Origin of the sequence: Prosthecobacter fluviatilis (genome assembly GCF_042655725.1) — a bacterium.
Taxonomy (GTDB): Bacteria; Verrucomicrobiota; Verrucomicrobiia; order Verrucomicrobiales; family Verrucomicrobiaceae; genus Prosthecobacter; species Prosthecobacter fluviatilis.
This window is the reverse complement of sequence record NZ_JBHSMQ010000001.1, coordinates 554,154-576,145: the sequence shown is the minus strand read 5'-3', so window position 1 is coordinate 576,145 and position 21,992 is coordinate 554,154. Positions and strand designations below refer to the sequence as shown.

1 protein-coding gene is annotated in these 21,992 nt (G+C 64.4%); it reads left to right on the top strand.

Annotated features, from left to right (window positions below; translation table 11 throughout):
- Positions 1–16 precede the first annotated feature (16 nt).
- Positions 17–21,946: a putative Ig domain-containing protein gene (locus ACFQDI_RS02075; RefSeq protein ID WP_377162888.1), complete on the top strand. Its 21,930-nt coding sequence runs from the start codon at positions 17–19 to the stop codon at positions 21,944–21,946.
- Positions 21,947–21,992 lie beyond the last annotated feature (46 nt).

Sequence of the window (21,992 nt, the reverse complement as noted above, 5' to 3'; positions counted from 1 at the left end):
TTCAATGTGGGGTGTTTTGTTTGCCGCTTTCACGGCGGCCAATGCCGCGACCGACTTCAGCGACTACTCCCTTTTCGGCAGTGCCAGCAGCACCACCGTCAGCAGCATCAGGATCGGCCCCACCACAGACAGTGAAACGGCCATCACCGCAAACACCACCGCCACCGGTGACGACGTCACCGGCAGCGACGATGAAGATGGCGTGACGGTGCCCGCCAGCTTGGTGACAGGCACTTCCGGTAGCATCACCGTCAACGTCACCAACAGCAGCGGAGCCACGGTGTACCTCAACGCCTGGATCGACTACAACCGCAACGGCGTGCTCACCGACGCTGGTGAGCAGATCGCCACCAACACAACGATCGCCACCGGCACATCCAATTCCAACAGAACCGTGACCTTCACGGTTCCCGCCACGGCCTCCATGGGCACGGCGGGTGTCCGCGTGCGCCTGACATCCACCAGCTCTCCAGGCCCTATCGGCCTGAAGGGCAACGGTGAGGTCGAAGACTACATCACCACCATTGTCTGCCCGACCATCACTCTCAGCACCTCCTCACTGTCTGGCGGCGCGGTGGGCAGGCCCTATTCTCAGACTTTGGCCGCCACGGGTGGCACCGGTAGCTACAGCTGGGCGCTGACCTCCGGCACCATGCCGGCAGGCCTCTCTTTGAACACTTCAACAGGGGAGATTTCAGGCACGCCTACCACCGGCAATGCCGACGGGGTCAACCTCACATTCACCGCCACAGACGGCGCAGGCTGCCAGGGCTCTGCAACGCTGCTGCTGCAGATTGTGAACGGCATTTTCATCACCCCCACAACGCTCCTTCCGCCGACCGTCGGCACCCCCTACTCTCAGGTGGTCACGGCGCAGGAGTCTGGCTTTGACGTCCAGCAGGCTTTCTCCTCCTCTTCAGTCGGCACTCTCGCCGCTGCGGACGCCGTGCTCGCAGGCACCAACCGTACTAGCAACTGGACCGGCTCGGCATCCACGATCTCCTACAACAGCAGCGGCGCCGGCGGCGGCCACTACACAGACACCGACTTTCCCGCTGGACCGGGCGACAATTTCGCCCTGAAAGCCACGGGCATCATCACGATTCCGACCGCCGGCGCATGGACCTTTGCCACAAACTCTGACGATGGTGCGCGCGTCAAAATCGACGGCACGACTGTCATCAATGACGACACACAGCACGCGACCACCGACAAATTCGGCACCGTGACACTGACGGCAGGAACCCACGTCATAGAGCTTGTGTTTTTCGAACTTGCAGGCGGCGAAGCCATCGAGCTCTTCGCTGCCCCCGGCACGCTGAGCACTTTCAGCTCCGCCTTCAAGCTCATCGGGGCCCCTGACGGACTCAGCGTCGTGCGCTCATCCCCCACCTATACCTGGAGCCTTGCCTCAGGCTCCCTGCCCGCGGGCCTCACACTGAATGCCAGCACCGGATTGATCAGCGGCACGCCCACCAGCGCCTCAAATTCTAACTTCACCCTTCGCGCCACGGACAATTATGGCTACAGCAACACCCAGTCCTACAGCCTGCTGGCCTGTTCAGCCGTCACCTTGAGCCCGCCCACACTCTCCTCCTGCATGGCGTACTCCGCCTACAGCCAGACCTTCAGCATCACGGGCGGCACAGCGCCTTATGCATACTCCATCAACAGTGGCTCACTGCCGGCCGGGCTCTCGCTGGACACCGCTGCGGGTGTCATTTCAGGGCGTGCCACCTCGACCGCTGCGGCATCCTTCACCATTGCAGTGACGGACATCAATGGCTGCTCCGCTTCGCGCGCCTACACTCTAACTCCGGCCTCGCCCACGGATTTCGGTGACTATGCAGGATTCGGAAGCGCCAGCAGCGCCTTGGTTTCCACTCTCAGGCTCGGCGCGCTGACAGACGCCGAATCCGCACCCACCACGAATGCCACCGCCACCGGTGACAACATCACCGACCTCGCTGATGAAGACGGCGTCACACTGCCGGCTTATTTGGCGCAGGGCACGTCGAATTCAATCACGGTGAACCTCACCAACACGACAGGGGCCACGGCTTACCTGAACGCCTGGATCGACTACAACAACAACGGAGTGCTGACAGACAGCGGCGAGCAGATCGCCACCAACACAATCATCGCCACCGGCACCTCCAACTCCAACCGTACGGTGAGCTTCACCGTTCCGGCCGGCGCCACGGCAGGCATCACAGGAGTGCGTGTGCGTCTGACCTCCACCAGCAGCCCCGGCGCCACCGGAGCCAGCGGCAACGGTGAAGTCGAAGACTACGCAGTCAACATCCTCCCCCCCACCGACTTCGGCGACGACTCCGCCTTTGACATCGCAGGCAGCACCCTTTCAACCTCCCTACGTATGGGAGCGCTGGTGGACGGTGAAAACTCCAATCTCGCCAATGCGGCAGCCACGGGAGACGACACCAATGGCAGCGACGACGAAGACGGCGTGACCCTGCCAGCCTCCGTTATCCAGGGGCAGCCAGGCGTGACCGTGACAGTCAACGTCACCAACACCACCGGAGCGGACGCCTATCTCAACGGCTGGATCGACTTTAACAACAATGGCATCCTCACCGACAGCGGTGAGCAGATCGTGCTCAATGATTTGGTCAGCACCGGAACGAGCGGCGGCAGCCGCACCTACACCTTCACCGTGCCAAGCTCCGCCTCCACGGGTGTGATCGGCGCCCGCTTCAGGCTGACCTCCACCGCCACCCCGGGCAGCTCCGGAATCTCCGGCACAGGCGAGGTGGAGGACTACGCGATCACCGTCCTGCCCGCCTCCGACCATGGCGACTATTCACGCTTTGCAGATGCCAGCAGCTACAACTCCAGCGACCTGACCATGGGAGACCTGGAGGACACCGAATACACGCCGGTGACCAATCTAGCGGCCACGGGTGACGACATCACCAACATCAATGACGAAGACGGAGTGACACTCCAGGCCATCCTCGTCCAAGGGCAGGCAGGCGTCGCGGTGACCGTCAAACTCAACAACACCACGGGCGCACCTGCCTACCTCAACGGCTGGGTGGACTTCAACAACAATGGCTCGGTCGCAGATTCCGGAGAGCAGGTCATCGCAGACGCCGTGGTCGATGACGGCACCACCAGTGGCTACCAGACCTACTACTTTGATGTCCCGAGCAACGCCACCACCGGCACCGTGGGGGCACGCTTTAGGCTGACCTCCGCGGCCTCACCGGGACCCACAGGCGCCTCCGGTTACGGTGAAGTGGAGGACTACACCACCACCATCGTGGTCCCGTCCTCCAACTTCCGTGACTACTTTTATACGATCCGTGCCGTGGGCACCCGCTTCTACCTGGACGAAATCTCGGTTTACAACCCCAACTCCTCCACCCCCACGGTCTCAGTCAATCCGGGCATTCTCGACCTCAATGCAGCCTCTCCGGGTTTCAACACCGGAGCAACAGACGCGATGATGAACGGACTGGCGCTCGACTGGCTGAACCGGCGCTTCTACTGGGCCGCAACCTCCACCGGCTCCAGCGGCTACAATTTCAGCTTGTACACGGCCGCCTATGACAACGTGAGCAAAACCTGGAGCTACCAGCTCGTCACAAACTCAGCGCGGACAAACGTCCCCCTCAACACCGGCAGCCCCGTCTCAGGCTCGGCAAGCTCCGGCGCCTTCCCCCGCGCTGCGTTCTATAACGGTGAATACTATGCTGGCGGCCAGCTCAGCAACAACGTGGCAGTCTGGCATCTGAACTCGACCGGCCTGGGGCTCACCTCCCCTGCTTTCAACGACTACACCAACTTTTTCCACCTTTCCCAGACCTTCAATGGTGGCGACTTCGTCATCCGCCCGCAGGACGGCCTGCTCGTCACCTCCACGGTGATCAGCAACGCCAACACACTGTTCAACCAGTTCATCGACGATGGCATGAACGCGTCGGGACCGGCAGCCAAGACTGCAAGCGTTGACTCACAGATCCCCTACTCCAGCAACAGCTCGGTGCAGATCGCTGGCGTGGGTGGAGTTTCACGCCTCTATGCGCTTGGCTCCGCCGGCACAAACATTTATCGCATCGACAGTTATGACACCACTTCGCCCAAGGCGGTCAAAGTGGGTCCGCTGCCCACCGCCTCCTACACTGACTTGTCCGAAGGCATTTCCTCCTCCGTGACATCCCTGGGGGTTAAAGGCATTGTGTACAACGATCCCAACGGTCTTTCCGACGGCATCATCAGCGGCACCGGGACCAATGCCAGCGGCACCCTTTACGCCATGCTGGTCGACACCTCTGGCAATCTCGTGGACTCTTTCCCTGTCAAAAGCGACGGCACGTTCATCCTCGGCGGTGCCTCGGCCAACACCTCCTACCGCGTCGTGCTCAGCACCTCCTACGGCAGCCTGGGCTCTACTGCACCCGCCGCAGCCATGCCCACGGGCTGGCTCAATGCGGGTGAGTTTCTCGGTTCAGGGGCTGGGAGTGACGGCACGGTCGATGGCAGGCTCTCAGTCACCGTCGGCAGCTCGGGCATCGTCAACGCCACTTTTGGCATCTCCCAGACTCTCTCCATTGGCGACCTCGTCTGGAATGACTCCAACAACAGCGGCACCCAGGATGCAGGCGAAAGCGGCATCGGTGGCGTTACGGCTCGGCTTTGGGCTCCCGGTTCGGACAATGCCATTGGCGGTTCGGGCACCGCAGCGGACACCCTGCTTGCCACCACCACCACCGATGGCACAGGAGCCTACAGCTTCACCGGACTCGCAGCCGGGAAATACTTTGTCACTGTCACCCCTTCCACGCTCTACTCCGTGGTCAGCAGCACGGTCGCAGGTGATGACGGAAACGACGGTGACAACAACGGCTCCCAGCCAGGAGGCCGGGGCACGACGGTGTACAGCCCTGTGGTGACGCTGGCCCAAAACACCGAGCCTGGCAGCATGTCCTCAGGCGGTGGCAACACGGAGAACACCATCGACTTCGGACTCCTGACAGCCATGGACTACGGCGACTACGCCTCCTTTGCTTCTGCCGGCAGCGCCCTGGTTTCCAATCTTTTCATCGGACCCCTGACAGACTCGGAATACTCCGCCAACACCAATGCAAACGCGACCGGAGACGACCTCACAGGCTTGGACGACGAAGATGGAGTCCAGGTGCCCGCTGCTTACCAGGGATCATCCAGCACCCTGACCGTGACTGTCACCAACCTGAGCGGTGGCTCCGCCTTCCTTCACGCTTGGGTGGACTTCAATGGCAACGGCGTTCTCACCGACCCTGGGGAGCAGATCGCAAGCAACATTCTCATCGCCAATGGCACCAACGGCACCAGCCGCAACATCAACTTCACCACTCCCGCGACTGCCGTCCTCGGAACGGTCGGCCTCCGCGTCCGCCTGACCTCCGTCAGCACCCCGGGCTCCACGGGAAATGCGGGCAACGGAGAAGTGGAGGATCACCTCGTCAACATTCTTCCTGCAGTGACGGATTTTGGAGACAACCCCGCCTTCGCCGCCGCCTCCCAGATCGCGAGTACGGAGATCTTCGTCGGCACCGCCGCCACCGATGCGGAAGCGCTCAATCCCACCACCGGCACGGCCAACGCAGACGACACCACCGGCACCGATGACGAAGATCTCGTCATCCCTTCCGTGGTTTCCGGCGGCGACCAGACGATGAGCATCCCGATAACTCTCAGCGGCAGTGTCATGCTTGGCCGCATCGGCGTCTGGGCGGACTGGAATGGAGACGGAGATGCTCTGGACGCCAACGAGACTGTCGCTCTTAACAGTTCCGGCCTCATCGGCGGCAGCAACACCGTCATCGCCACTTTCAGCCCGCCCATCGGCACCAGCACCGGCACCAAATTCATCCGCATTATTGTCGTCGAAGGCACTGCTGCGCCAGCCTTCAACGGCTCTTCCAGTCTCAAGGGCGAAGTCGAAGACTATGCCATCACCGTTACCTCGCCGACCATGGATTACGGAGATCTGCCCGACTCCGTAATCGGCACTTCCGCCAGCAACTACCAGACGCTCACCAACGACAACGGCCCTGCTCACATCGCCAACAGCTCGTTGCGCCTCGGTGCCACCGTCGATGCCGAAGGCAACGGCCAGCCCAACAGCACCGCCACCGGAGACGGCGCCGACGAGGACGGGGTGGCCACGCTGCCCACGCTCACACAGAACCTGCCAGCAACGCTCACCATCAGCGCCACAAACGCCTTCGGCTCAGCCGGCTTCCTCAAGGCTTGGATAGACTGGAACAACGACGGCAACCTGACCGCCAATGAGGAGCTCGGCCCTGAGATCAGCGTGCCCAACGGCACCAGCAATGGCAGCTTCAGCTTCAGCTTTACCGTTCCCAGCTCCGCAGTGCTCGGGGCCAGTCTCGGCCTCCGCGTCCGCCTTGCCAGCACGACGATCCCCGCCTCCAACGGCATCGTCGGCACGGGTGAGGTTGAGGACTACCTCGTCACTGTGAACGCATCCACGGCGGACTTCGGGGACTACCCCAGCTTTGCCTCAGCCTCTCGCGTGGCCAGCACATCGATCAAGATCGGCACCAATGCCACCGACGTGGAAACCAGCAATCCAGCCTCTGGCAACGCGACGGCAGATGACACCACCGGCACCGATGACGAAGACCTGACCATGCCCACGCTGCAAATCGGCACCAGCAGCACGCTGACAATCCCGGTCACACTCACCAGCCCGGTGACGTCTGGCAGGATCGCCGTCTTCGCGGACTGGAATGGGGACAATGATGTCCTCGACACCAATGAAGCCGTCTCGCTGAGCACCTCCAGCCTTGTCACCGGGACGAACACCATCACCGCCACGCTCAGCCCGCCCGCAGGCATCACCGGCGGCACCAAATACCTGCGCATCATCGTCAACGAAGGCAGCACGGCTCCCTCCTTCAGCGGCAGCTCGGCGCTTCAGGGCGAAGTCGAGGACTATGCCATCACAGTCAATGCCTACACGCTTGACTATGGTGACCTGCCAGACACGGGCACTGGCACCGGCACGGGCAACTACCAGACCCTCACCAGCGACAGCGGCCCCTCCCATACCGCCACCTCCGCCACGCTGCGCCTGGGCGCCACCGTGGATGCAGAGGCCGACGGCCAGCCCAATGCCACAGCAACAGGTGACGGCGCAGATGAAGACGGCATCAGCAGCATGCCGGTTTTCAACCGCGGCCAGCCATACACAATTCCTGTCTCCGTCTTTAACAACACCGGCAGCACCGCTCGCATCTTCGGCTTCATGGACTGGAACAACGACGGTGACTTCGCCGACGCAGGAGAAGCCCTCACCGCCGTCGCAGTCAGCTCATCAGCCAGTCAGCAGACCGTCAACATCACCGGAACCACACCCGGCACGGCGGTGATCGGCACCTTCGGCGCACGCTTCCGTCTTGCCACCGCCACCACCCTGGCCTCCACCGGCACCACCAGCAACGGTGAAGTGGAGGATTACATGGCCACAGGGGCCTGCCCCACGCTGACCATCACTCCGGCGACTCTGCCGGCCACGAACCAGTACTCCGCCTACAGTCAGACCTTGAGCGCGAGCAACGGCACCGCTCCATACACATGGACTGTCTCCAGCGGCGCCCTGCCAGGAGGGCTGACCTTGAGCAGCTCAGGTGGCATCAGCGGCACTGTGGCCAGCGCCAGCGGTGCGTATGTCTTCACCGCCAGAGCTACAGATGCCAACGGCTGCACCGCCACTCAAAGCTACACCATCAGTGTCGGCTCTGGCGGCATGAGCGTGGGCAATCTCGTCTTCCTCGATGAGAACAACAACGGGCTCAAGGATTCCGGTGAACGCGGCATCCCCAATGTGCCGGTGGAAATCTGGAGCGCAGGCGCGGACGGCCGCGTCAACTCGGCCGATGACCAACCCGTGACCAGCGGCAACGCCTCCGTGCTCAGCTCCGGTGGCATGCTCACCAGCGGCACCTACGGCACCATTGCATCCGGCTTCTCCACCCTGACAGCGCGCACAGACTGGACTGGCGCCTATCAGTTCACCGAACTTCCCACAGGGGTCTATTACCTCAAGATCACGCCGCCAAACAAATCCGTCTTCGCCAGCAAGTACGGCACCGGCACGACCACCTACAGCCTCAATCTCGACTTCCCGCTCGCCAGCACCAGCTTCGTGCTCATCGACAACGGCATCGATAACGACAGCAACGGCGTCCAGACCGCCGGCTCCTTCACCAGCAGTTCGGACGCTGTGCTCGCCGGAGTCGGTGCTGCCGTCTTCAGCATGCCCTTCACACTTGCCACCGCCACCGAGCCCGGCACCTCCAATCTCGGCAGCGATGAATACACCATCGACTTCGGCCTGCGCCCCTGCCCCGCCATCGGCATCACCCCGCTTACCGTCCCCGCAGTGAGTTCCGGCGTGGCCTACAGCACCACCTTGAGCGCCACCGGCGGCACCGCGCCTTACACCTATGCCATCACCCAGGGCACCCTGCCCTCCGGCCTCAGCATGAGCAGTGCGGGCGTCATCTCCGGCACCACCTCCACCACGGGCACCAGCGCCATCACCGTGCGCGCCACGGACGCCCGCGGCTGCCAGGGCTTCACCACCATCCAGCTCAGCGTCACCACCGCCATGAGTATCACCACCTCATCGCTGCCCAACGGCACGGAAGGCACGGCCTACACCTCCACCACACTTGCCGCTACCGGCGGCAGCAGCCCCTATCAAAACTGGCGTGTCAGCACCGGCGTGCTCCCCACGGGCATGACGCTCAACAGCAGCACCGGCGTGCTCTCCGGCACCCCCTCATCCCCCGGCACCTACGTCGTCACCATCGCGGTGGATGACGCCCTCGTCACTCCCGCCAGTGTCAGCGTGACCAACGGCTCCGTAGAGACGGACGCCTGGAGCGCCATCACCTTCACGCCACGCACCAGCGTTACCGGCTGGACACTGGGCAACAGCGCCCTCTCCGGCACCACCACCGCAGTGCAGCTCTACGGCGTCAATGACAGCAATGCCAGCAACTCGCTGCTGGGCCAGACCCCGGCGGGCTTGCAGTACCTTGCCTCTCCGTTTGTGGACTCCTGGGCCTCACACACGGTCAGTGGCTTCACTGTGGGCCGCCCCTACACCCTGCGCGTCCGCTATGCCATGCGCGGTGCCTTTGCCAATCCGGCCACGGCAGAAGCCCAGCCGCCATTCTACAGCAATGCGCTGTGGGTCGCCGGCTACAATGCCTCGGCCGCAAGCCTGTTTGGCCCTGCAAACGTAAACTTCCCCGCAGCCAACGCCGCCAACTTCGACAACTGGGCCACGCTGGACGTGCCTTTCGTGCCCCAGACCTCCAGCATGGTTTTCTCATACGGCCTGGACGGCATGGCCATCGACGATGTGCAGTTCATTCCCACCGTCGCAGCCACCGCCACCGCCACCAGGCAGTTCACCTTTGTCATTTCAGGAAACCGTGACTGGGGTGATCTTCCAGACACAGGCATCGGCACCGGCACAGCCAACTATCAGACGACCAACAGCGACAGCGGCCCATCCCATTACCGCAACAGCAACCTGCGGCTCGGCGCCACACTTGACATCGAATCCGACGGCCAGCCCGACTCCTCAGCCACGGGCGACGATCTCAGCGGCACCGATGACGAAGACGCCATCACCACGCTGCCGGCCTTCGCTCGCGGCCAGAGCTTCAGCATCCCCGTCTCTGTGTTCAACAACACCGGAACCAGCGCCAATGTCTTTGCCTTCATCGACTGGAACAATGACGGCGACTTCCTGGACCCCTCCGAAGCCCTCAGCTCCGTTTCCGTCAGCTCCGGCGCTTCACAGCAGAGCGTCAATGTCACCGGCACCGTGCCGGGCAATGCGGCCCTCGCGCAGGTCGGCCTGCGCGTGCGCCTCAGCACCGCAGGCTCTCTCGGAGCCTTTGGCGTTGCGACCAATGGTGAAGTCGAAGATTACCTCACCACCACCACCTGCCCGACGGTCTCCATCACACCGGCAACACTGCCCGGCGGCACGCTCAGCAGTGCGTATTCGCAGACCATCTCGGCCTCCGGCGGCACCGCACCTTACACCTACGCGCTCAGCTCGGGCACGCTGCCCTCAGGTGTCACGCTGAATGCCACCACCGGTGTCCTCAGCGGCACGCCCAATGTGGCCGGCACCTTCAGCTTCACTCTCAGCGCCACGGACGCCAACGGCTGCGCCGGGTCCAAGACCTACTCCGTGGTGATGACCTGCCCTTCTCTCACCATCACACCGGCAGCGCTCACCGCAGGCACCGTCGGCATCTCCTACTCCCAGACTCTGAGCGCCGGCGGTGGTTCCTCCCCCTATGGCTCTTGGACGGTCATCAGCGGCTCGCTGCCTGCCGGCCTCGCTCTCAATGCCAGCACTGGTGTCATCTCCGGCACTCCCACCACCAGCAATGGGGCCGGCGCATCCTTCACCGTGCGCACCACAGACGCCAACGGCTGCCAGGGCTCGCAGGCCGTCACGCTGAAGATCTGCCCGGTGGTCACCGTCAGTCCCACCACACTCACCGCACCCACGGTGAACAGTGCCTACACACAGACCCTCACCGCTTCTGGCGGCGCGGCGGCCTACACCTTCACCGTCAGCACCGGCACGCTGCCCGCCGGCCTGAGTCTGAGCAGCGCGGGCATTCTCAGCGGCACGCCTACCACCACCAGCAGCAGCACGTTCACCATCACCGCCACAGACGCAAACGGCTGCCAGGGATCTCGCTCCTACACCCTTGCCCCCTCCTGCCCGCTCATCTCAGTTGCCCCTGTCACCCCTGCACGTGCCACCATGGGCACGGCCTACTCACAGGCCATGAGCGCCAGCGGCGGCCTGTCCCCTTACGGTTCGTGGACAGTCACCAGCGGCACGCTGCCAGCAGGCCTCTCTCTCAATGCCAGCACCGGCGTCATCTCCGGCACTCCCACGACCTCCAATGGCGCAGGCACCAGCGTCACCATCCGCGTCACAGATGCGAATGGCTGCACCGGCTCCCAGGCCGTCACCCTGCAGGTCTGCCCCGTGCTGACGCTCACCCCAGCCAGCCTGCCAAACGGCACGATCAACACCTCGTATTCACAGACCATCACCACCTCCGGCGGCGCCAGCCCCTACACCTACACTCTGGGCAGCGGCTCTCTGCCCGCAGGACTGACGCTCAGCTCCGGCGGAGTGCTCTCAGGCACGCCGACCAGCACCACTGCCTCCACTTTCACCGTCACCGCCACGGATGCCAATGGCTGCACCGGCTCGCTTTCCTACACCGTCACTCCTGCGCCAGACTCCGACTACGGTGACTACAGCCTTTTTGCCAATGCCAGCAGCCGGATGAACTCCACCCTGCGCATCGGTGCGCTCACCGATGTGGAAGCCTCCGCCACCACCAACACCGCCGCCACAGGCGATGACAACACCGGCAGCGATGACGAAGACGGCGTCACCCTGCCTGCCACCATCACCCAGGGCGGAGCCAGTTCGATCACGGTCAATGTCACCAACACCAGCGGCGCGACAGTCTTCCTCAATGCCTGGATCGACTTCAATCAAAACGGCTCGCTCTCAGACGCTGGCGAGCAGATCGCCACCAACACGCTCATCGTCACCGGCACCTCCAATTCCAACCGCACCGTTTCCTTCACCGCTCCGGCCAGCGCAGCTCTCGGCAGTGCTGGCGTGCGCGTGCGCCTCACCTCCACCTCCTCTCCCGGCCCGACCGGCGCCAGCGGCAACGGTGAAGTGGAGGACTATGTGACCACCATCGTCGCACCCACCACCGACTATGGCGACTTCTCTCTTTTTGCCGACGCCTACAGCACGGGCAGTTCCAGCCTAAGGCTCGGCGCCCTGCAGGATCTGGAAGGCAGCGCCACCAAGGACTCCAGCGCGCAGGGAGATGACACCACAGGCACCGACGACGAAGACAGCGTGACCTTCCCCTCCATGACCGCCGGGCAGCCCATGTCCCTGCCGGTCACCGTGACCAATCTGACCGGCTCCACGGCCTATCTGAACGCCTGGATCGACTTCAACAACAACGGTGTCCTCACAGACGCGGGCGAGCAGATCGCCACCAATGTCAACGTCATCACCGGCACCAGCGGCGGCACGGTCACTCTGAACTTCAACGTACCGACCAATGCCGTCACCGCCGCAGCTCTCATCGGCGCACGCTTCCGCCTCACCAACGTCCAGACACCGGGCTCCACCGGCGGCGTCGGCATCGGCGAAGTGGAGGACCACACCGTCGTCATTCTCGCTCCTCTCACGGATTTCGGTGACTTCAGCGGCGCCCCCAGCGTCTCCAATACCGCCAGCACCAACCTCCGCCTTGGCGCCCTCGTTGACACCGAGTACGCCGCCACCACCGACGCCACCGCCACGGGTGACGACCTGAACGGAGTGGATGACGAAGACGGAGTCACCCTGCCTTCCATGACGGCCGGCGCTCCGGCCACCGTCTCCGTTGTCGCCACCAACAGCACCGGCTCCCCCGCCTACCTGAACGCCTGGATCGACTTCAACAACAACGGCGTCTTCACCGATTCTGGCGAGCAGATCGCCACCAACACCGCGGTGGTAAACGGGGCCACAAACAGCACCTACAACATCATCACAAACGTCCCCGCTGCCGCTGTCACCGGCACCAGTCTCGGGGTCCGCGTGCGTATCTCCAATGACATCTCTCCAGGTTCCACCGGCTCCGGCGGCGTCGGCGAAGTGGAAGACTACGTGGTCAGCATCGCCCAGCCGACCACCGACTTTGGCGACTACTCCCTCTTCAGCGTCATCAGCGGCACCACCAACAGCAGGCTGCGCCTGGGAGCTCTGACAGACACGGAATACAGCGCCACCACCAATGCCACCGCCACCGGCGACGACATCACCGGTGCGGACGATGAAGACGGAGTCACCCTTCCCTCCATGATCGCCGGTGCTCCGGCCACCATCCCGATCATCGTCACCAACACGACAGGCTCCTCGGCCTATCTGAACGCCTGGATCGATTACAACGGCAACGGCTCGCTCGCAGATACCGGGGAGCAGATCGCCACCAACACCGCCATCACCACGGGCACCAGCAACAGCACGGTCAACCTCAGCACCACCATCCCCGCCACCACGCTCACGGGTGTACCGCTCGGGGTCCGTGTGCTGCTCACCTCCACCTCTTCGCCGGCCACCAGCGGCAATGTCGGCACCGGCGAAATCGAAGACTATGTGGTCACCATCACCGCTCCCACCACCGACTTTGGCGACTTCAGCAGCTTTGCAGACGCCTCCCAGGGCGTGAGCCCCAGCCTGCGCATGGGCGCCAGCGTCGATGCCGAGTACACCTCCACACGCAACTCGACCGCCACCGGTGACGACATCACCGGCATCAACGACGAAGATGGTGTCACCCTGCCCTCCATGACCGCAGGCCAGACACTGACCGTCCCAGTCGTAGCCACCAACTCCAGCGGAGCCATGGGCTACCTCAACGCCTGGATCGACTTCGACAACAACGGCACTCTGGCCGCCGGCGAGCAGATCGCCACCAATCTCAACATACCGGATGGCAGCAGCGACACCTCCTTCAACATCACCTTCACCGTGCCTCTGGCCGCAGTGACAGGCACGAATGTCGGTGCCCGCTTCCGCCTCTCCGCCCCGACATCGCCTGGTCCCACCGGGGCCAACGCCGCCATCGGTGAAATCGAAGACTATGTGGTCAGCATCGCGGCACCCACGCTCGACTTTGGTGACAACAGCGGCATTGGCAACGCTGCCAGCACCGCAAACAGCAAGCTGAGGATCGGTGCTCTGGTCGATGCTGAATTCGCCGCCAACAATAACGCCACCGCCACGGGTGATGACATCACCGGCAGCGATGACGAGGATGGCGTGACCATTCCCACCCTCACCGCCGGCTCCTCTGCCACCATCCCTGTGGTCGTCTCCAACACCACCGGCTCATCCGCCTACCTCAATGCGTGGATCGACTACAACAACAACGGTCTGCTGACAGACTCCGGCGAGCAGATCGCCACCAACACCGCCATCGCCACAGGCACCTCCAACGCCACCAGAAAACTTAACATCAACGTGCCTCTCAATGCCGTGGCCGGCACACCCGTCGGAGTGCGCGTGCGCCTGACATCAGTCTCCTCCCCAGGCTCCACCGGCACTTCATCGGGTTCGGGTGAAGTGGAGGATTATGTCGTCAGCATCGTCGGCCCCACCACCGACTACGGTGACTGGAGCGGCATCGCCGACGCCTCCAACACCGTCGTCTCCAGCCTCCGCCTTGGCGCGCTCACAGATGCCGAGTTCAGCTCCACGAAAAACGCCACCGCCACCGGAGACGACACCACCAATCTCGCAGACGAAGACGGTGTGGCTCTGCCAGCCATGACGGCAGGCGGCACCTATCAGGTTCCGGTCACCGTGACCAACACCAGCGGCTCGACAGCCTACCTGAACGCCTGGTTTGACTTCAACAACAACGGCTCCTTTGCCGACGCAGGCGAGCAGGTCGCCAGCAACGTGAGCATCACCAGCGGGCAGACGAATGCGACTCTCAATCAAAGTGTCATCGTGCCTGCCAGCGCGGTCACTGGAACCAATCTCGGCGCACGTTTCCGCCTCACCGCCACCAGCACGCCAGGCTCTACCGGCACGGGCGGCGGCAATGGTGAGGTCGAAGACTATGTCGTGAACATTGCCGTGCCGACGACCGACTTCGGGGACTTCAGCCGCTTTGCCGGGGCTTCGAGCACGGCGAATGCCAAGCTGCGCCTCGGCGCCCTCGTGGACACCGAATTCAGCGCCACCACAGACACCACAGCCACAGGTGACGACCTCACCGGCAGCGATGATGAAGATGGCGTCACCCTGCCCAGCCTCACCGCCGGTGCTCCCGCCACCATCCCGGTCGTTGTCACAAACACCTCTGGCTCCGCCGCCTATCTCAACGTCTGGATCGACTACAACAACAACGGCGTGCTCACAGACGCAGGCGAGCAGATCGCCACGGATGTCAGCATCGCCAGCGGCCTGACCAACAGCACGCAGAATCTCAACATCACCGTCCCGGCAGGTGCCGTGACAGGCTCCAACTTGGGCGTGCGCGTGCGTCTCACCAGCGTCTCATCCCCCGGCTCCACCGGCGCAGCCGGCACCGGCGAGGTGGAAGATTACGTCGTGTCCATCATCAGCCCGCCGCTTGACTACGGGGACTGGAGCGGCATTGGCGATGCAGCCTCAACGGCCGACAGCACGCTTCGGCTCGGAGCCCTGGTGGACACTGAATACGTCTCCACCCTCAATGCGTCCGCCACAGGCGACGATACGACAGGCAGCGATGACGAAGACGGCGTCACCCTGCCCAGCCTCACCGCCGGTGCTCCCGCCACCATCCCGGTCATTGTCACAAACACCTCTGGCTCCGCCGCCTATCTCAACGTCTGGATCGACTTCAACAACAACGGCGTGCTCAGCGATGCAGGCGAGCAGATCGCCACGGATGTCAGCATCCCCTCAGGCATCACCAACAGCACGCAGAATCTCAATATCACCGTCCCGGCAGGCGCCGTGACAGGCTCCAACTTGGGCGTGCGCGTACGTCTCACCAGCGTCTCATCCCCCGGCATCACCGGCACCGCTGGCAGCGGCGAAGTCGAAGACTACGTCACCTCCATCGCTGTGCCGACCACCGACTTCGGCGACTGGAGCGGCGCTGCGGATGCCTCAAGCCTCGCCAGCTCCAACCTCCGCATGGGCGCGCTTGCAGACACGGAATACGTCTCCACGCTCAACGCCAGCGCCACAGGTGACGACATCACCGGAAGCGATGACGAAGACGGCGTCACCCTGCCCAGCCAGACTCCCGGCACCGCAGGCAGCGCCACCGTGGTCGTGACCAACAACACTGGAGCCCCCGGCTACCTCAACGCCTGGATCGACTTCAACAACAACGGTTCCTTCGCCGACGCAGGTGAGCAGATCGCCACGAACACAGTCATCGCCACCGGCACCAACGGCGCAGCGCAGGCTGTGAACTTCATCGTGCCCGTCGGCGCAGTGCCTGGGCAGCGCGGTGCACGCTTCCGCCTCACCAGCACCCAGAGCCCCACCTCCGTCGGCGCCAGCGGCACCGGTGAAGTGGAGGACAGCCTCGTCACCATCACCTGCCTTCCCATCTCAGTTTCACCCACCACGCTCACCACACCGACGGTCGGCACCGCGACATCGCAGACGGTCACCGCCACGGGTGGCCTGGCCCCTTACACTTACAGCGTCGGCACCGGCACGCTTCCCGCAGGGCTTGCCCTCAGCAGTGGGGGTGTTCTCTCCGGCACGCCTACCAGCAGCAGTGCCGTCACCTTCAGCATCGTCGCCACAGACTCCTATGGCTGCACAGGCACGCGCAGCTACACCGTCACGCCAGTGTGTCCGGCCATCACCGTCAATCCGGTCACCCTGCCCAGCGGCACTGTCGGCACGGCCTACTCGCAGACGCTCAGTGCCAGCGGCGGCACAGCCCCCTACACCTTCACCGTCGCCAGTGGCACACTGCCGGCAGGGCTGACGCTCAACACCACCAGCGGCATCAGCGCCGGTCTGATCTCCGGCACACCGACCACTGGCAACGGCGCCGGCGTCAGCGTCACCTTCCGCGCCACTGACGCCAACGGTTGCACGGCCACCCGCACTGTCACCATGACGGTCTGCCCCGTCATCACACTCACTCCGGCCACGCTTCCGGCTCCAGTGGTGGGCACAGCTTACTCGCAGACGCTGGCAGGCTCCGGCGGCGCAACACCATACACCTTCTCGCTTGCCAGCGGCACGCTTCCTTCATGGGCCACGCTGAGTTCCTCAGGAGTTCTCAGCGGCACGCCCACCAGCACCGCTTCCGCCACATTCTCCGTGCGTGCCACAGACGCAAACGGCTGCACAGGCACGCTGAGCTACACGCTCACCCCCGCCTGCCCGGCAGTCACCATCACGCCGTCGGCACTTGCCCAGGGCACAGTGGGCACCGCATACTCGCAGACGCTAACCGCCGCCGGCGGCACCGCGCCATACAGCAGCTGGACGGTCACCAGCGGCACACTTCCCGCAGGCCTTTCCCTCGACTCCGCCACCGGCGTCATCTCCGGTACGCCCACCGCCACCGCCAGCCCTGCCACCACGATCACGGTGCGTGTGAATGACACCTATGGCTGCCAGGGCACGCGCTCCGTCACGCTGCAAATCTGCCCGGCCATCACGCTTTCTCCCGCCACGCTGACCACACCGGTCATCGGCGTCGCGTATTCCCAGTCCCTCAGCGCCTCCAGCGGAGCCTCGCCTTACAGCTTCACTCTCGCCAGCGGCTCCCTGCCCGCCTGGGCCACGCTGAGCACCGCCGGCGTGATCACAGGCACCCCCACCAGCGGCACACCCGCCACATTCGCCGTGCGCGCCACGGATGCCAACGGCTGCTCCGGCACCGCAAGCTACACGCTCGCCCCGAACTGCCCGGCCATTGCCATCGCGCCAGCCACACCTCCGCAGAGCACGGTGGGCAGCCCCTACTCACAGACGCTCACCGCCACCGGCGGCACCGCACCTTACGGCAGTTGGACAGTCACCAGCGGCACACTGCCCGCAGGCCTATCCCTCAATCCTGGCACAGGCATCATCTCCGGCACACCCACCGCTGCCAACGGCACTGGCGTCAGCGTCTCCATCCGCACCACAGATGCCAATGGCTGCCAGGGCACACAGGCCATCACACTTCAGGTCTGCCCCGTCATCACGCTGGCCCCCGCCACACCAGCCACACCGACCGTGAGCACCGCCTACTCTCAGACCTTCACGGCCTCCGGTGGCGCAGGCTCCTACACCTTCTCCATCGCCAGCGGTGCGCTGCCCTCCTGGGCCAGCCTGAGCAGCGCCGGGGTGCTGAGTGGCACGCCAGACAGCCCTAACAGCGCCACCTTCACAGTCAAAGCCACAGACGCCAACGGCTGCTCCGGCACGCAGAGCTGCACACTCACCCCAGTCTGCCCGGCCATGGCCATTTCCCCCACCACAGCCGTCACCGGCACGGTGGGCTCCATCTACTCCCAGACGCTCGCCGGCAGCGGCGGCACCGCACCTTACAGCAGCTGGACGGTCACCAGCGGCACGCTGCCAGCAGGTCTCTCCCTCAATGCCAGCACCGGCATCATCTCCGGCACTCCAACCGCCTCCACCGGACCTGCCGTCAGCGTGACCGTGCGCACCACGGACGCACGTGGCTGCCAGGTCTCCGCAGTCATTTCGCTCAAGGTCTGCCCGGTCGTCGCTCTCAGCCCGGCCACCCTTCCCACCAGCACCGCTGGCACCAGCTACACGCAGACCATCAGCGGCTCTGGCGGCGTTGCCCCCTATGCCTTTGCGGTCTCCGCCGGCACACTGCCCGCAGGGCTCACGCTCAGCTCCGCTGGTGCGCTCACAGGCACCCCCACCACCACGGCTTCTGCCACCTTCACGATCACAGCCACAGACGCCAATGGTTGCACCGGCACGCGCAGCTACACGATGGCTCCAGCCTGCCCCGTCATCACCGTCACTCCGGCCACTCTGCCAAACGGCACCGTCAACACCGCCTACTCGCAGCCCCTCGCCTCCAGCGGCGGCATCGGCACCATCACCTGGTCCATCAGCAGCGGCAGCCTGCCTGCGGGCCTGAGCTTGAACCCCGCCACGGGCGTCATCTCCGGCACACCCACCAGCACTTCCGCCTCTACTTTCACCGTGCGCGCCACGGACTCCAATGCCTGCACAGGCAGCACCACATACACCGTCACACCGGCCTGCCCCGTTGTCACCATCACCCCGGCAACCCTCGCCAGTGGCACGGCCGGCACGGCCTACTCGCAGACGCTCTCCGGCGCTGGCGGCATCGCTCCTTACACCTCTTGGACGGTCACCGGCGGCAGCCTGCCTGCTGGCCTCACCCTGAACTCCACCAGCGGTGTCATCAGCGGCACGCCAGCCACCTCCAATGGCGCAGGCGTTAACGTCACCATTCGCACCACGGATGCCAACGGCTGCCAGGGCAGCTCGGTCATCGCCATCAAGATCTGCCCGGTCATCACCCAGTCTCCTTCCTCGCTGGCGGCTCCTGTCGTCGGCACCGCCTACTCTCAGAGCATCACGCCCGCAGGCGGCGTTTCCCCCTACACCTTCACCCTCGCCAGCGGTTCCCTGCCCACCGGCCTCACGCTCAGCAGCAGCGGCACGATCAGTGGCACAACCACCGGCACCGCTTCCGCCACCTTCACCGTCAAGGTGACTGCTGCAGACGGCTGCTCCGGCACCGCCGCCTACACACTCTCCCCCGTGTGCCCCACCCTGGCCCTCGCCCCGTCCAGCGCCGCACTCCCCGTCGCCTATCTTGGTGCCTCTTACACACAAGCTCTCACCGCCTCCGGCGGCACCGCCCCCTACACTTACGCGCTCCAGAGCGGTGACCTGCCAGGCGGCGTCCTCATCTCCCCCTCCGGCACCCTCAGCGGCACGCCTACCGCCAAAGGCTCCTTCCCCGTCACGATCCGCGTCACTGACGCCAACGCCTGTTCACAGTCCTTCAGCCTCACCCTGCAGGTGCGCACACTCTCTGTCGGAAATCTTGTTTACGAGGACTCCAACAACAACGGCCTCAAGGAAAGCAGCGAGCCCGGCGTGGCAGGAGCCACCGTCCAGCTCTTCTCCACCGGAGATGACAACGCCATCGGTGGCAGCGGCACCGCGGCGGACACGCAAGTCGGCAGCGACTTCGTCACCACCTCCACCGGCGCCTACCTCTTCAGTTCCCTGCCCGCAGGCAATTACTACGTCAAGGTCACGCCACCTGCGGATTACCTCTTCACTGGCGGCACCGCCTCCACCTCTGACGACAACGTGGATAACAACAACGACGGCGCTCAGCCCGGCGGCTCCGGCACACCTCTCTTCAGCCCGGTCATCAATCTCGCAGGTGGCGCAGAATCCACCACGGATGGAGACAGCGATGCAGACACCAACCTCACCGTGGACTTTGGCCTCTGGTCCAGCGTCGCCGTCGGCAACTTCATCTTCCTCGACATCAACGGTGACGGCCGCCGCAACGAAGGTGAAAGCCTCGGCAACATCTATGTCGAACTCTACGCCCAGGGTGCCACTCCCGGGGTGGATGACCCCGTCAGCGTCGGCACCTCGGGCTGCAGTTGCAAAGGCCGCTACTACCTCGAAGGACTCAACCCCGGAACCTACTTCCTTTACATCCCCGCCTCTCAGTTCACCACAGGCTCCCCCTTGGAAGGACTCCTGCCCATGTCTTCCGTGGTCGCCGGAGATGACGACGTCGGCCAGGATCTCATTTTCAACAGCAGCCCCGCCGTCAATGGCGCCCGCACAGCCATCTTCACCCTCCGCCCCGGCTTCTGCCCTGTGGGAGCGGCCGAATCCGGCGCTGAAGGCTCCACCGATGACGACATGGACGCCCGGGTCGACCTCACCCGCGACCTCGGCATCGTCGCCCCTGCCGGCACCGGCTTTGCCGCCAGCACGGCCATCCGCCGCTACATTGTCACCGGCGGCTTCACCGCCAGCGTGCTCCCCGGAGCCAGCACCTTCGCCACCTGGAGCCAGGGCAGCGACATCGGCGGTGCTACCGCAGACCCTGACGAAGACGGCAGCGCCAACCTCATGGAGTACGCCCTTGGCACAGATCCCGCCAGCCCGCTCCAGCCCAACCGCTTCGCCCTCACTCACGACGCCGCCACCGGCAGCCTCGTGGCCCAGCTGACGGTGCCCACCGCCACCCATGACGACCTCATCATCAGCCTCGAAACGCTGACAGACCTGAGCAAAGCCGCCGATGCCTCCGCCTGGAAGAAGCTCTCCATGGCGGCCACCACCACCATCAACGCAGACGGCACCCTCACCCGCTCCTACTCAAACCTCGAAAAACTCCTCGTTTTCAAAGGCATCGACGCTGGCTACGTCCGTCTCCGTATCGATCTCGACGCCAACCGTGATGGCATCTCCGAAGCCACCGTCACCTCCGCCATCCAGGGCTGGAGCCGCCAGAACTTCGCCACTGGCTCACGCACCTTCAGCATGCCGCTGCTCAATGCTGCCTTCTTCAACGGCCGCGCCGTCTCCGTTAGTGGCGGCGAGGTCATGCTGCCAGCCATCATCACCCTGCCCGCCGGCTCGTTCTACCTTGAAGCCATCGACGGCCCGCTGGCCGGACAGCGCTTCGAGATCGACGCCACCAGCAGCTCCGGCAACACAGTCGCCCTGCAGGGCGGTCAGAACCTCGGCGGCCTCGCCGGGGCGCGCATCAGCATCCGCCAGCATCACACCCTCGGCGAATTGCTCCCATCTGGCGCATTCAGCAGCGAAGACCGTGTCCTCTTCTTTGACCCCGCCGCCGGAAACTACACCACTCTCACCAACAGCAACGGTTACTGGCTCAGCGACGTCCTCAGCATGAACGCCCGCCCCTTCTCCGCCCACGAGGCCGCCATGGTGCAGATCCGTGGCTCAGGCAATGTCCTCATGTTTACCGGCGAAGTCCGCCAGACCAGCCTCGCCATACCGCTTGTTGCCGGCACCCAGCTCATCGCCCCTGGCTGGCCCGTGGCCACCCCTGCCCCCGTCAGCGGCCTCTCCTCCGGCCTCAGCCCCGACACCGCCGACCGCCTCCGCCTCTGGGACGGCGACCCCACCCCCGGCGCCACCGACTACACCGGCTACTACCTCGACGGCACCACCACCCCGCCCGCCTGGACCCCGCAGACCACCCCCGCCCCCGCCGCCACCATCCAGCCCTTCCACGGCTACTTCCTCATCCGCACCGCCCCGCTGCAGTTACAGCAGTACGGCCCGTGGTGAGCACTAGCCCAGCAGGACGGATGTGGCGAAAACCCGCCTTTCTCTG